General features: G+C 71.5%; 11 protein-coding genes. 5 read left to right on the forward strand and 6 right to left on the reverse strand.

The features are described 5' to 3' along the window. The first annotated feature begins 11 nt into the window (after nt 1-11). Nucleotides 12-314, forward strand: coding sequence for a YbaB/EbfC family nucleoid-associated protein (locus Aco04nite_RS28755; RefSeq protein WP_213000395.1), 303 nt, complete (start codon nt 12-14; stop codon nt 312-314). Here Aco04nite_RS28755 and Aco04nite_RS28760 read toward each other — a convergent pair. Beyond that, a complete protein-coding gene (locus tag Aco04nite_RS28760) occupies nt 301-3729 on the reverse strand; it encodes an ATP-binding protein (protein WP_213000396.1) in 3429 nt (1142 codons plus the stop codon). The genes Aco04nite_RS28755 and Aco04nite_RS28760 overlap by 14 nt on opposite strands. 31 nt (nt 3730-3760) lie before the next feature. Continuing rightward, complete coding sequence (locus Aco04nite_RS28765) at nt 3761-5989, reverse strand: BTAD domain-containing putative transcriptional regulator (RefSeq protein ID WP_213000397.1); 2229 nt, start codon at nt 5987-5989, stop codon at nt 3761-3763. Between the two features lie 338 nt (nt 5990-6327). Here Aco04nite_RS28765 and Aco04nite_RS28770 point away from each other — a divergent pair, with 338 nt between their 5' ends. The 3 genes from Aco04nite_RS28770 (at nt 6328) to Aco04nite_RS28780 (ending at nt 9894) form a co-directional block, all read left to right on the forward strand. Continuing rightward, nucleotides 6328-6681 carry a hypothetical protein gene (locus Aco04nite_RS28770; protein WP_213000398.1) on the forward strand — a complete coding sequence of 118 codons (354 nt, stop codon included), beginning with the start codon at nt 6328-6330 and terminating at the stop codon, nt 6679-6681. A gap of 155 nt (nt 6682-6836) precedes the next feature. Further along, nucleotides 6837-7460: a helix-turn-helix transcriptional regulator gene (locus Aco04nite_RS28775; protein WP_203837011.1), complete on the forward strand. Its 624-nt coding sequence runs from the start codon at nt 6837-6839 to the stop codon at nt 7458-7460. 4 nt (nt 7461-7464) lie between these two features. Then, nucleotides 7465-9894, forward strand: a complete 2430-nt coding sequence (locus tag Aco04nite_RS28780) for a hypothetical protein (RefSeq protein ID WP_213000399.1) — start codon at nt 7465-7467, stop codon at nt 9892-9894. On the opposite strand, the gene Aco04nite_RS28785 is transcribed toward Aco04nite_RS28780, so the two are convergent. After that, entirely contained in the window at nt 9891-10622 is a 732-nt protein-coding gene (locus tag Aco04nite_RS28785) for a serine/threonine-protein kinase (protein WP_213000400.1), read from the reverse strand. The two genes, Aco04nite_RS28780 and Aco04nite_RS28785, sit on opposite strands and share 4 nt — an antisense overlap. Nucleotides 10623-10742: 120 nt before the next feature. Between Aco04nite_RS28785 and Aco04nite_RS28790 the strand changes: the two genes are divergently transcribed. Continuing rightward, complete coding sequence (locus Aco04nite_RS28790; RefSeq protein ID WP_213000401.1) at nt 10743-11297, forward strand: TetR/AcrR family transcriptional regulator; 555 nt, start codon at nt 10743-10745, stop codon at nt 11295-11297. On the opposite strand, the gene Aco04nite_RS49110 is transcribed toward Aco04nite_RS28790, so the two are convergent. The 3 genes from Aco04nite_RS49110 to Aco04nite_RS28800 all read right to left on the reverse strand — a co-directional run bounded on the left by Aco04nite_RS49110 (nt 11294) and on the right by Aco04nite_RS28800 (nt 13066). Further along, entirely contained in the window at nt 11294-11578 is a 285-nt protein-coding gene (locus Aco04nite_RS49110) for a hypothetical protein (RefSeq protein WP_244876371.1), read from the reverse strand. The two genes, Aco04nite_RS28790 and Aco04nite_RS49110, sit on opposite strands and share 4 nt — an antisense overlap. Further along, the gene (locus Aco04nite_RS49115; protein ID WP_244876372.1) at nt 11568-11861 is read right to left on the reverse strand and encodes a hypothetical protein; all 294 of its coding nucleotides are present in this window, start codon (nt 11859-11861) and stop codon (nt 11568-11570) included. Before Aco04nite_RS49115 ends, Aco04nite_RS49110 begins: the two co-directional genes overlap by 11 nt. Before the next feature lie 284 nt (nt 11862-12145). Next, nucleotides 12146-13066 carry a Nif3-like dinuclear metal center hexameric protein gene (locus Aco04nite_RS28800; protein WP_213000402.1) on the reverse strand — a complete coding sequence of 307 codons (921 nt, stop codon included), beginning with the start codon at nt 13064-13066 and terminating at the stop codon, nt 12146-12148. Between the last annotated feature and the right edge of the window lie 30 nt (nt 13067-13096).

The raw sequence follows: 13096 nt of genomic DNA on the forward strand, positions 1-13096 counted from the left end.
GGAGAAACGACATGCAGCCTGAGGAGATCCAGGAGTTCCTCGATCGCGCCAAGGTGTTCGAGCAGGAGATGGCCGACGCGCAGACCGACCTGGGCAAGGCGATCGTCACCGGTCGCTCCGCCGACGGCTTGGTGACCGTGCTGGCCAGCGGGATGGGCAAGCTCCACGGCGTACGCGTCGACCCGGCCGTTTTTGATCGTCGTGACGTGGCGGCGCTGCAGACCGCCATCGCTCAGGCCGTCCAGGCCGCGGCGGACAACGCGGGCACGCTGGCTCAGCAGAAGATGGGCCCCATCGAGATCACCCTGCACTGATCTCGCGGGAAACGTCCACCCCGACCTCGGCGAGCCGCTCGTTGGTGCGCCGCAGATCCCAGCGGGAGCCGAGCACGGTGTAGAGCTCGACGGCCTCGGCGCCGGTGCGGGCTGCCTCGTGCGGGCGGCGGTTGGTGGCCAGCAGCACCGCCGCGTCCTCCAGTGCCGCCGCCAGCTCGGGCACCCGGCCCACCGTGCGGTAGTGCGCCGCCGCGGCCAGGGCCGGCTCCGGGTTTCCGTCGAGCAGCGCCCGGCAACGCCGGGCCGCCGCCCACGCGCGCGCCGGCCGCACCTCTTTGCCGGCCTCGTCCTCGCACAACGCGGCGGCGTTCTCCGCGATGTCCTTGCGCCCCTGCCCCAGGGCGAGCCGGGCCACATCGGGCAGCCACTGGTGCCGCAGCATCATCCGGGCGTAGCCGGGAACGAGCAGCGGCGCGAGGAGGTCGAGCGCCTCGCTGGCGCGGCCCTGCTGCTCGGAGCGCAGGGCCCGGGCGACCATCAGGAAGTCACAGCTCTCCCGCTCGGCATCGGTGGCGGGCAGCACGTCCGCCGCGTCCAGGTGCCCGGCAGCCAGGTCGGCGTCGTCGCGGTGCCCGGCGATCAGCGCGGCGACCCCGTGCAGCAGCATGCTGACCGCGCCCGGCTCGCGCATGCCGAGAAAGGTGATCCCCGGTGCGTCGTCGGTGACCGCGCTGACCTCGGCCAGCGAGTCGTCCCAGCGGCCCAGCCAGTAGTACTGCACCGCCGAGGCGACCTGCAGCGAGCTGGGCAGCCGGTGCCGGATCGCGAAGAGCGCCGCCTCACGCAGGGTGCGTTCCGCCTCGTCGAGCCGGTCGAGGTTCTGCAGCGTGAACATGCGGTTGTCGAGCAGGTCGAAGTACATCCCGGCGAAGGTGGGGTGGTCACGCATGATGTCCAGCGCGCGGTCGACGTACTCGAGGGCGCGCTCGTGGTCGCGGCGGATCGAGTTCGTCAGCCAGTTGGTCTGCAGGGCGAATGCCGCTTCGTACGGCTCCCCGGCCACCTCTGCCTCAGCGCGCAGCCGCTCGGCGACCCCGTCGGCGCGGTCCAGGTCGTCCAGGTCGCCGCGCCGGAAGTTGGCCAGCAGGACGCGGTGCCGCGTACGCCACAGCTCCGGCATCTCGGGATCCGCCACCGTCGCTTCGAGCATCGCCATGGCGGCATCCGGGTCGCCGCGCCGGAACGTCATCACAGCCAGCAGCTGTCGCATCTCCGCGCGATCGGCCGGGTCACCGGCCAGCGCGGCGGCCTCCCGTGCCTCGTCCATCGGCCAGCGCTGGTGCCGGAAGTCCAGCTTCACCAGGGCGATCAGCAGGGTCTCCCGCTGGGCGGTGGTGGGCACCGCGGTGGCGAGCACCTGGCGAAGGAGCCCACCGGCGATCTGCGGCACCCGCCTGGCCACCTCCGCATAATGCTTGACCAACCAGGACACCACCCATTCGTCGACCACCGGGGTTACCGCGGCGAGCTGCTCGGCGACCCGGGTGATGGGGCTGCCGCCGCGGTCGAGCACCTCGGCGGTGTGCCGGTGCAGGGCGGCGCGGGCCGGCGAGGGGATGCTCTCGTAGAGCGCCTGGCGCAGGAACGAGTGCCGGAAGGCGAGGTCGGTGCCGGCGTCGACCAGGACGCTCGCGGCGAGCCCCTCCTCGAGGTTGGCCAGCAGGATGAACGGCGCGCGCCCGGTCACCGCGACGACGTCGTCGACCGCGAACTGGGTGCCGAGCATCGCGGCCATCCGCAGGACTTCCTGGGTATCGGGGGAGAGGAAGTCCAGGGTGGCCCGGACCACCGCCAGCAGCGACCGCGGTGCCTCGACCGGCACGGAACCGTCGATGTCGGCGAGGCCGTCGGTTGTCCGCACCGCGCCGCGCCTGATCAGTGCGGTGACCATCTCCCTCGCGCAGAGCGGATTGCCGCCCGAGCGGGGCACGACCTCCGCGAGGTTCGGCCCGAGCGGGGCACCGACCATCTGCACGACAAGCTGCTCGACCGCCGCCGGGGGCAGGGCCCGCAGGACGAGCGAGTGGCCGCGCCTGTTCTGCACGCTGCGCCGCAGTTGGGCGAGCTCTCGGCCTTTCGGCTCCGGGCGGGCCGCCGCGACCAGCAGCAGCGGCAGCCGCGGGGTGACCGCGACGAGCCGGTCCCAGAAGATGACGCTGGACTCGTCGGCCCACTGCAGGTCGTCGACGATCAGGATGAGCGGGGCGATCGCGCAGGCAGCCCGCACGTACGCGAGCACCCGGTCGGCAGCCGAGCTCTCTTCCGCGCCACCCTCCTGCAGACCGGTGGCGAGCGGCGGGTCGTCAGGGGTGGTCTCCAGCCCCAGCGCCCGCGTCACCACCTGCAGCGGCACGTGCTGGTCGAGCTCGTCCGCGACGCCCCACGCGACCTGGCAGCCCAGGCTCGCCGCGTCGGCGAACGCGGCGGTGAGCAGCTCGGTCTTGCCGATACCGGGCTCGCCCTCGATCCAGACAGCGGTTCCGTGGCCAGCGGTGACCGCCCGGACCAGCGCCCGCAGCCGCTCCAGCTCGTCCTCGCGGCCGGCCGGCGTCCGGCCCGCCGAGCCGTCCCGCAGGGCGCGGGCCACCTGCGGCGGCAGCACCGGCGGCACCGGGCGGGCGGGCGTAGCGGGCTCGGCGGCCCCGGTCAGCACGCGCTGGTGCAGGTCGGCGAGGGCCGGGCCGGGCTCGACGCCCAGCTCGGTGACGAGGATGCGGCGGGCCGCCCGGTAGACCTCCAGGGCCTCGGTGCGCCGGCCGGTGCGATGCAGGGCCAGCATCAGCAGCTCGTGCAGCGGCTCGTGCAGCGGGTAGGTGCGGATCTGGCTGGTCAGCTGGGCGACCAGGTCGTCCTCGCCGAGCTCCAGCGCCGCGCGGGCGCGCATCTCGATGGCGGTCAGGCGACGTTCGGTCAGGCGGGCGCGTTCCACCTCGATGCCGTGACCGGAGAGCCCTGCGTACGGCTCGCCCTTCCACAGCGTCCGGGCCTCGTCCAGCAGCGCGACCGCCCCGCCCAGGTCGCCGGTGTCACGCAGCTCGGCCGCCTGCTGACTCAAGGTGATGTAGCGGGCGCTGTCCAGGTCTTCGGGGGTGAGCTGGAGGGCGTACCCGGCGGGGCCGGAGGTGAGCAGGTCGTGGCCGAGCACCCGGCGCAGCCCGGAGATGTAGGTGTAGACGCTGCCGGTGGCGGTGGCCGGGGGTGCCGCGCCCCAGATGCCCTCGATCAGCTCGTCCCGGCCGACGACCCGGCCGGCAGCGGCGGCCAGGACCGCGAAGAGGGTGCGTTGCCGGGCCGCGCCGAGGTTCAGCTCGCGCTCATCCAGCCAGGCACGCACCGGGCCCAGGACCGAGACCCGGAGGCGGTCTTGCGGTGTCGACGGCACGTTGCCTCCCATTCCGCTCACTGAAGGGGGACGGTGCTCGCGGTCAGCGGATAACAGAAACTTCGTCAACGATCATCGCCGAACGGGAAAGATGCGGCATCGTCGGGTTCCCCGCCAGGTGCGGGCGGATGCGGGTGAGCATCATCCGGAACTGGTCGAGGCGGTGCAGCGGCACCCGGCGCTCGCGCAGCACGGATCGGGCGATCTCGGCCGCGGCGTCGTGTTCGCCCCGCTTCTCGTGGGTCATCGCCGCGATCCAGCGCATCTCGCCCTCGAGCTCCGGGTCGGTGGTGCGGGCGGCGACCCAGCCGGCCTCGGCGGCACCGTTGCGGCCCTGGCTCAGCAGCAGCCGGGCGAGCCAGGCGGTGAGTATCAGGCGTTGTTCCGGGGCGACGGCGTACTGGGCGCGGGCCCGCTGCAGCACCGTGACCGAGAGCTGTGGTGCCCGGGCCGCGAGCTCCTCGATCCGCGAGGTGAGCCACTGTGCGACCGGGCCGTCCAGCGGCACCGGCCCGGCGAGCAGCTGGGCGACAACCCGCTCGGGCGGGCCACCGGCGTCGGCGATCCGCGAGGCGAACGAGCGGTGCAGCATGATCCGCAGCGAATGGGGTGTGCCCTCGTGCAGCACCCGGGCGACAACCCGGTGCTGGAAGAAGACCCGCTCGCCCGCCGCGCCCAGCACCCCGGCGGACACGGCCGGGGTCAGCGCCCGGACCAGGTCGTCGATGGAGCGGTCGGTGACCAGTGCGAGCTCGCCGAGCATGCAACCGGGCTCGGCGTTCGGATCGGGACCGGCGTTCAGGTACGCGACGGCGCGCAACAGCTGCCGCGTCTCCTCGCTGAACGCGGCGAGATGCGCGGCGACCGTCGTGGCGAGGTCGGGGCTGAGCCGGGCCAGATGCCGCAGGTAGCAGGGGTTTCCCGCGGCGTCGGTGAGGATGTCCTGCAGCATCCGCGGGTCCGGTGGCTCCGGAGCCACCGCGCGGACCAGCTGGGTGGCGGCGGATGTCCCCAGCGGCTCCAGCTCGATGACCTCGTCGACGGGCACTTCGCGCAGCTCTGCCGAACCGGGCCGGCCCGCGGAGATCAGCAGCAGCGGCTGCTCGGCCGTGGCGGCGTGCAGAGCGGCCCAGACCCGCAGCGTGAGCGGGTCCGCCCATTGCAGGTCGTCGATGACGAGGATCAGCGGGGCCTGCTCCGCCGCCGCGCGGATGAGCTCGACCGCGCGCGGCACGATCTGGTCGGCCGGCCCGTGCTGCAGCAGCTCCCGGGCGGAACCGCCGGACATCGCCGACTCGAAGCACTCGCGCAGCACCCCGAGCGGCGTCCGCAGGGACAGCTCATCGGCGACGGCCCATCCCGTGCGGCAGCCAGCCGGAGTCGCGCCGCGCAGTGCCACGGTCATCAGCGCCGATTTGCCCATGCCGGGCGGGCCTTCGAGACGCAGGCTGCGACCCCGGCCGTCGGCCACCTCGACGGCGGCCCGGCGCAGGCGGCGCAGCTCGTCGTCGCGGCCGAACAATGTCGCCCGGTCGGACGGCACCGGCCAGGGCCCGCGCCCGGCTGTCCGGGACGGCGGTGTGTGCCGCACAGCGGCGTGCCGCGCGGCCTCGGCGGGACGTCCGGCTCCCTGCAGCGCGGTGCCGAGCATCGAGTGCAACTGTGCCTGCAACGGGTACGCGCTGACGAGCCCCCGCAGCACCGTGATGGCCTCGTCGAAGCGCCCGGTCTCGATGAGCAGCGTCGCGTGCCGTTCGGCGGTGGCGAGCCGGAACTCCGTCAGCCGCAGCCGCTGGGATTCGGCGAAGGGGCCGGGCACCCCGGCGAGTGCCTCGCCGTGCCACAGCTGCAGCGCCGCGCTGAGCACTGCCAGCTCGGCCTGCCGGTCACCGGTGGCGCGATGCCGTTTGCTCTCTTCCCGCAGCGCGTCGAACCGGAAGACGTCGATGTCCTGCTCGCGCAGGTGCAACTGATAGGTGCCACCGCCGGAGGTGAGCACCTGCCCGGCCGCCCAGCGGTCCCGGCTCGGCTCGAGGACCCGGCGCAGGGCGGAGACATAGGTGTAGACGTTGCCGGTGGCGCTGGCGGGCGGGTCGTCGCCCCACAGAGCAGCGACGAGTTGCTCGCGGGAGACCGCATGGTTGGCGTGCAGCGCGAGCATGCTGAAGACAGCCGTCCGTCGCGCGGACCCGATCGGGAGCTCGGCGCCACCGCGCCATGCCCGGACCGGGCCGAGCAGGCGGAGGTCCATGCCCTCGTGCTCTGCCGACATGGCTTCCCAACCTAGTTCGTCGAGGGATCTCTCCCGCTTCTCGGCGGTTGAAGCTGCAACCTAACGCAACTCGCCGACCAACGCCCCCGTTGAGTACCGCAGTGATACGCCTCGGCCCGCCCTTACCCACATCTACATGTGGTCCGCAAGTGGCCGAACGGCGCGTGCGCATAACCATAGCGCTGACTTACGGAATCCATGGATCTCCCTTAACCCACTTTTAATAACGTTCATCTTGGGAGCGTGGGTGGTGGGGGTGGGCAATGAACCCGGTCGGGCAGGGCATTGCAACCCATCCGGTCTTCCGGAGACGGCGGGTCGGCTGATGGACTCGCAGGGTGGCGGCCGACCGTGAAATTTCCTCATCTCCTTTCGCAGGTGAGCTCTTCCTGACGCTCGCGACCGAGGGGCGACTGGTCGTGGACACCGCGCGGGCCAACGAGGTCATCGAGGGTCTCGAACGAACCCTCTCGCTCGCCAGGGCGCGGCTGCGCGTCCTGAAGATCTGGCAGCACGTCCCCGCGCAGCGGGTCGACGACCTCCCCCGCGAGCTGGCCGACGACGTGGTCGACGCGGTCTTCGCCGATCAGCTCGCCCCCGGCCGGCTCGAGCAGGCGGTCGAGGAGCTGCCCAAATACATCGAGGCGCTGCGTCAGGCCCGCCGTAAGGTCGCGCCGGGCGACATTGCCTGATCGTTATCTTGCCCGGAGTTGATGATCTGACCTGCGTCGATGACTCGAACCTTCAGGACCCCCGCCGACCTCTGAAGACGGCGTGAAGGTTTTCTGAAGGACGCTTCCGGAGACTGGCCCGGCTGTAACGAAGGACCACAAGCCGGAGGTTGACCGTGGAACAGATTCGGGTGGCGCTGCAGGCCTCGGATCCGCTGAGCCAGGCGGGTCTCGCCAGCTATCTTCAGGCGCGTCCGGAGCTTCTGCTGGTCCGTCAGGCCGACCGGGCCGAGGCCAAGGTGCTCGTGGTCTCCTGCGACCGGCTCACCGGTGAGGTTGTCGCCACGCTGCGTCGCTGCGCGGCCGAGGTGGGTACGCCCGTCGTCCTGGTCACCGGTGAGATCACCGAGACCGAGCTGCTGACCGCCGTCGAGTGTCGCGTCGTCGCCATCCTCCCGCGGGCCGCGGTCACCGCCGAGCGTCTCGCGCACAGCGTGCTCGCCGCCGCCAACGGTGGCGGGGTCATGCCGCCCAACCTGGTCGGCGAGCTGCTCAAGCACATCGAGCGGCTGCAGCGCGACGTGCTCACCCCGAACGGGCTCAACGCCTCGGGCCTGACCCCGCGCGAGATCGACGTGCTGCGGCTGATGGCCGACGGGCTCGACACCAACGAGATCGCCGGCGAGCTGTGCTACTCGGAGCGCACCGTAAAGAACGTCATCTATGGCGTGACGCACCGCCTCAAACTCCGTAACCGTTCGCACGCGGTTGCTTACGCATTGCGTGCTGGCATGATCTGACGGGATGCGTACCGCAACGGACACCTCGCCCATCGGCAGGCACACCGTCGGCAATGCTCTCGTACTGCACGCACGGGACAAGATCAGTCCCGAGGCACAGTCGCTCGCCCTCACCGTGGTGGAGGACGACGAGAACGACATTGTCGTCCTCGACCTGCACGATGACCTGCCTGTGGGCATCTGGGAGTCCGTTGCCGCGGCGCTGCCCCGACGGCGCCGGGGCATCCGTTTGGTCGTCTGCGGCACCGGGCAGGACACGTCCGTCCTGGCCGGACAGTGGATCTCCGACCGGCTCGGCCGCCCGGTCGTGGCGCCCTACGGGCAACTGATCCGGGGAACGTCCGGCGCGTTGTTCGTGCACGCGACCGAGGGCAGCGGGTGGGTCCGCTACAGCCGTGGGCGGCCGCCGAGCTGGGAGGCGAAGCGGTACCCCCAGCCGGTCTGGGACGAGGCCGCGACCGACGCATTGCCCACCAGCGCGAACGGCATGGTCGAGCCGCTGCCCGGCGGGGTCTGGATCCGCGACACCCGCGACGAGGCGGCGCTGCGTGAGCACTGGCAGTGGCTGGCCTCCGCCATGCCCTGCCAGCCGGAGGCGTTCACCGTCGTCCTGGGCTGCCCCGGCACGCCACCGCTGGCCCTCGACGACATCGCCCGCTTCTGGCACGAGCTGGTCGACCTGGGCCGGGACCACGCGCGCTTCATCCAGTACGGACCCGTGGCGCTCCCCGAGGGTGAGTCGCTCGGGCAGGCGCTCGCCGATCTGCTCGGCACGCCGGTCGTCTGCTTCACCGGGGTGCCCGTGGGCCGCCCGGAACGCCCCCGGATGCACACCGTCGCCCCGGACGGGCGCCTCGGCTGGCAGGTCTACGCCCGCGAGCTGGGCTACACGCCCCGCGCCCGGCCCACCGTGGCGGCCGAGGTGCCCCGGGTCATCAGCTACCAGGCCCCGGAGATCCTCGGCGACGAGATCTCCCCGCTGATCTTCCGATACGCCGACGACGCGGTGGTGGAGATCCTTCAATCAGGCCTCTGGGTACGCCCGGCCGAGCCGCCCCGCCACGCCGAGCGGATCCGCGCCCGCACCGCCGACCCCGCGGTCCACGCCGTCGTGATCGAGGACGGTCAGCCCGCTCGCATGACCCGGCTCCGCGAGCTGGCCGACGACCTGGTCGCCCGGCTCGACCAGGCCACCCGCGAACGAAGCACGCTGCAGCTCGCCTCCGCGGTGGTGGTGACCACGCGCAACTCCGCGCCCGCGGGCGGCACGATCGCGGACGGCCTCACGCACAGCTTCACGCTGGCCTCCCTCACGGAGACGCCCGCTCCGGCCTCGTTCGCGGTCGCGACCGAGCTGCCGGTCTCCGTGCCGTCGCCGGCTGTCCTGCCCAGCCGCCGGTTGGCTCAGGCGGTGCCGGCCATCGCCGTGCCGGTCGTGACACCGGACCTCGCCGTGGTGCCACCCTGGGCCGAGCCCGCGCCCGACCTGCCGACCCGCGCCGGCACCACGCCGAGGATCAGCCCCCGCGCGGCTGAGGCACCCGTCCTGCCACCCTCCGACGCCGCACGCGTCCTCGCCGCCGTGGAACAGGTTCTCCTGCGGCCTCCGTCCGGCCTTTCGTCCGGGCCCAAGCACCTCTCGCACGGGGAGCCGCGGCTGTTGCGCTTCCAGGAGCTGCCCGAAGGCGGCTCGCTCGGCGTGACCGATCCGGGCGAGTTGGACGAGGAGCGTGCGTGGCTGCAGGACGCCCTGCGGCACGAGTTCGACCTGGCGGCCAGTTCGGTGTCCCGGATCCTCGCGGAATACCCCGGTTACTCGGCCGGGTCCGACACGATGGCGGACGCGGTTGCCGTACGCCTGTATCTGTCCGCGGTGGGTGACGGGGTCGACGACGCCCTCCGCGAAGGGGTTTCCGAAGGTCCACAGGTGCCGTTCGCCCGGTGCGTCAGCGGCGGCCTGGTCCGGCTGCCGAGCCACCGGGGCGCGACCATGCAGGTCTCGGACCTCTGCGCGGCCGACCTGCGCCGGGTCCGCGAGCGTCAGGTGCTGCGCGAGCGCGGTTTCACCCATGCGCTGATCGACCCGCCCGCCGGCCTGCCCGGCGGCGTCGACGTGCTGATCTGGTCGATGACGGGGCGGCGTACGCGGCTGCTCGAACCCGACGACGAGCACCGCGCCGAATCGCGGGTGGTGTTCCTGCCGGGCACCAGTTTCAAGGTGCTCGACGTCGTGGAGCCCGGCGAGGGCACCCGCGGCCTGTTGCTGCTGCGCGAGCTGGCCGCCGATGAGCCGATCGCCGACAAGGTTCCCTTCGACGATCTGGCCCTGGGCGCCCTGCACCGCGCGATCGAGCAGGCCCGCACCTCGGGCCTGCGCGCCCAGGTCGGCCGGCTGGCAGCCGAACGCTTCCTCGCCGTGCCCGGGGTCTCCTAACCGAGCATCGCTCCCGCCTCGCGTCTTTGCTGTGGACAGGGCCGCAGCAGGCCCTCGATGATCGGGCGCAGCACCGGCGGCGGCCCGTCGTAGTGATGACTTCCGGTCACGGCCGCATACAGGGTCATGCCCAGCGCGTAGAGGTCGGACTCGGGGGAGTAGACCCCGTCCCGGATGATCTCCGGGGCCAGGTACGGGTAGCTGCCGGCGACGACCCCGGGCGATCCCGTACGCCGCGGAGCCGACGTGAGCCCGAAGTCCACCAGCACGACCCGCCCGTCCGGCCCGCGCAGCACATTGGCCGGTTTGACGTCACCGTGCACCAGCCCGAGCTCGTGCACGGCGCGCAGCGCGGCCAGCACCTGCCCGCCGACGTCGAGCGCCTCCCGCTCGGTCAGCGGTGGATCGGCGCCGAGCGTCCGACCCGCAACCAGCTCCAGGACCAGCCAGTCCCGCCCGGTGACCGGGTCCGGTACGAAGTCCACCAGCTCGACGACGCCCTGGTGCCGGATCCGGGTCAGCGCACCCGCCTCCCGGGCGCTGGCACCCGGATACGGCGCCAGGATGCGGGGAACCTCCTTGACGGCCACCTCGCGGACCACATGCTCATCCCGCCCGATCCGCACCTGCCCACTGCGCCCGGTGCCGAGCAGCGCCCCCAGCCGGTAACGCCCCGCCACGAGCATGTCGTCGACGCCGATGTGTTCTGTCGCGGTAGTAGTTTCCATGTATTCACAGTGGGTGAGCGGGCCGTGGCCAGCATCCGTCAGGTAACTGGCTTTCGGTTCCGGGAAGGTAGCGTCTGCGGCATGACAACCGGCGGCCTTCGTGATCGTTTTCGGGCACAGATGCGACAAGAGGTCAAGGGCGCAGCCCTGCGTCAACTCTCCGAAGGCGGTCCCGCTGCCCTCTCCCTGAATGCGATCGCCAAGGAACTGGGCGTCTCCGGCCCGGCGCTCTACCGCTACTTCGCCAGCCGCGACGCCCTCCTGACCGAGCTGATCCTCGACGCGTACGCCGACCTCGCACTCGCCCTGGAAGGCGCCCCGCCCACCCTGGCGGACCACGCGGCGGCCTACCGGGCCTGGGCCCTGGCCGAACCGCACCGCTACCGGCTGCTGTTCAGCGCACCCCTGCCCGGCTACGACCCCCACGACCAGAGCCTCGTCGCCGCGGCCCACCGCGCCATGACCAGCCTGCTGACCGTCACCGAGCCGCATTCCCCGGTCCCCGGCCCGCTGGCCGCCCAGCTGTCCACATGGTCCGGTGCGGAACCGGCGGTGGCGCTGCACGCGGTGACGGCGTGGAGCCGGCTGCACGGCTTCGTCACCCTCGAGATCGAGGGCAACTACGCCTCCATGGGCCTCGACCCCGACGAGCTCTTCCGCACCTTCGATCTCTAGAAGTGCGCGGTGATCCGCCGAGCGGGCCCGTTCACCGTCACCTTGCCGCCGTACGGCAGCACCCACTGCGGATCCGTGTGCCCGAAATCGACGCTGAACTCGATCATCGCCCCGGGGTTGTAGGTCTCGAAGGCCTTGAGCACGGCCGCGTGCTGCTCCTCCCGATAGACCTCGCGCTCGTCGCGTGGTTTCGGGTTGAAAAGCGCCGTCCCCTTGGCGGTGGCGACGAGCACGGCCGGGAACTGCTCCAGCAACCCCCGCTCCCCGAAGTCACGCAGCACCCGGAAAAACCTTGGTGGCGGAGGGCAACTCCTCCGACGTCTCCATCAGCAACACACACCCGGCGTAATCCTCCACCGGCCGAACCCACCGGCTCGCCGCCGCGGTCGCATGCATGACCTCCAAGCTCTCACCCCAGGTCGGTGCGGGACAACCCGGTCCGCCCGATGCCAGACCCGCCCCGCTCTCGAACAGCGCGGCCCGCAGCGACCGCTCCACGATGTCCTCAACACCGCCACCCCGTCCGAGCTGCACCATCGTCGACAGCCCGTGATAGCTGGCCACCCCGTGATACCAGAGCCAGTTGTGCAGATTCGTGTTGTCGGAATGTCCGAAGAACGGCTCAGATCGGCAGCCCGCTCCTGAGCAGACGCCGCCCGCCGCGTGGTCGGGAACTCCACCGGCTCCACCCCGAAAAGCTCTCGCAGCCGCCGCAACCCCTGCTCATGCACGGCAGGAAAAACTTCCGGCGCGGCGAACGACGGCGAAAGCACAGCCACCCGATCACCGGGCGAAAGCTTGGGAGGCATCAAAACGAAGGTCGCATCCCAGAATCCAACCAGCCCCACTTACCGCCACCACTCAGCCTCGCGAATCGGCCGCAGCGTGACCCCGAACGTCCCCGCGAACCACCGGGCGAGCTGGGTCTCGATGACAAGGTGCTCACTGGCCGCATGCGACACCCCGATGAGCGTCATACCCGTCGTGGCCGCAAATCGTTCCACCTCTGCGAACTTACGGCGACCGTAGTCACCCTCGATCCGTACGTGCAGCTCCCCGGTCAGATAGGCGTGCGCGCCGAGCCGTTCCGCCACAGCCATTTGATCAACGTGGTCGCCGATTCCGCCCACCACCGCGACCCGCGTGATCTCCTCGCGCGCCGCCCCCTCCACCTCGACAAGACTCACCCCGAACAACTCGGACGCGTGGTGCACAAGCCGGTCGCTGGTCGTGGGCGCGATGTCGGCAAGGAACCCGGCATGACCGTCGCCGTACGGCCAGAACCGCCCCACCACGCTGCCGTCCAGCGCCTCGACAATGGCCGCGGCAGTACCGACCTCGAGCGAGATGTCCATCGGCGCGTGGCACGAATACATTGAGAGCCCGCGGGCGGCGATGGCCTGCAACTGCTCCTCAGCGATCGGTACGAACCCCTCGGCCCACACGTCATGCACGGGCGACCCGTTGCGTACGTCGATCGGATGGTGCGTGATCAACAAGTCCCCGGCCCGGGCAACCGCCAGCCACGCGTCCAGCACGTGCGCCGAAGGCAGACACGCTCCGTAAACAGCCCCCACCGACTCAAGCCCACGCCGCATCAGCCCGTTGAACCGCTGGCTGAACCCCGGCTCCACGAACCCCCGCCAGTCGAATCCCACTTCGTCGAACACCCGCGGCACATGCCGGCTCATCGCAGTGTCGGGGCCGGCCGCGTCAAGGTCGAAGAGCGCATCCAGCTCCGCGGTGACGTGATCGAGTCTGATCGCCATTGACGCACCCTAGTACGGCAGCCGCCGTTC

This window comes from Winogradskya consettensis, from assembly GCF_018332715.1.
Classification (GTDB): Bacteria; Actinomycetota; Actinomycetes; order Mycobacteriales; family Micromonosporaceae; genus Actinoplanes; species Actinoplanes consettensis.